The organism is Vibrio sp. 1249-1 (genome assembly GCF_033340495.1).
In genome coordinates, this window is sequence record NZ_JAWOWJ010000372.1 from 1 (window position 1) to 803 (window position 803).

The 803-nt window shown below is 49.2% G+C and carries 1 protein-coding gene; it reads left to right on the plus strand.

Features of this window, described 5'->3' with window-relative positions; genetic code table 11:
- The coding region (locus tag R7Z50_RS26450) for an amino acid--tRNA ligase-related protein (protein ID WP_318149608.1) at positions 1–803 on the plus strand (803 nt) is incomplete at both ends.

Here is an 803-nt window from a genome sequence, read left to right on the forward strand (position 1 = left end):
TCGGTTCTGATAAGCCAGACCTACGTAACCCACTAGAGCTAGTAGACGTTGCAGACCTAGTAAAAGACGTTGAGTTCAAAGTATTCTCAGGTCCAGCAAACGACGAAAAAGGCCGCGTTGCAGTTATCCGTGTACCAGGCGGTGCAGAGTTAACTCGTAAGCAAATCGACGGCTATGCAGAGTTCGTAGGTATCTACGGTGCAAAAGGTCTAGCATGGATGAAGGTGAACGACCGTGCGGCAGGTGTGGAAGGTATCCAATCTCCTGTAGCTAAATTCCTAAGCGAAGACGTGATCAACGGTATCCTAGATCGCACTCAAGCGGAATCTGGCGACATCATTCTATTTGGTGCAGATAAAGCTAACATCGTTGCGGAAGCACTAGGCGCACTTCGTCTTAAACTAGGTAAAGACCTAGGTCTGACTAAAGAAGGCACTTGGGCTCCTCTATGGGTTGTTGACTTCCCAATGTTCGAGGAAGACGACGAAGGCAACCTACACGCGATGCACCACCCATTCACATCACCTCTAGGTGTGACAGCGGAAGAGCTAAAAGCGAACCCAGCAGTAGCGAACTCAAACGCATACGATATGGTGCTAAACGGCTACGAAGTGGGCGGTGGTTCTGTACGTATCCACAACGCAGAAATGCAAGCTGCGGTATTCGATATCCTAGGTATCGATGCAGAAGAGCAACAATTGAAATTCGGCTTCCTATTGGACGCTCTAAAATTCGGTACGCCTCCACACGCTGGCCTTGCATTCGGTCTAGACCGTCTAGTAATGCTGCTATGTGGTACTGAG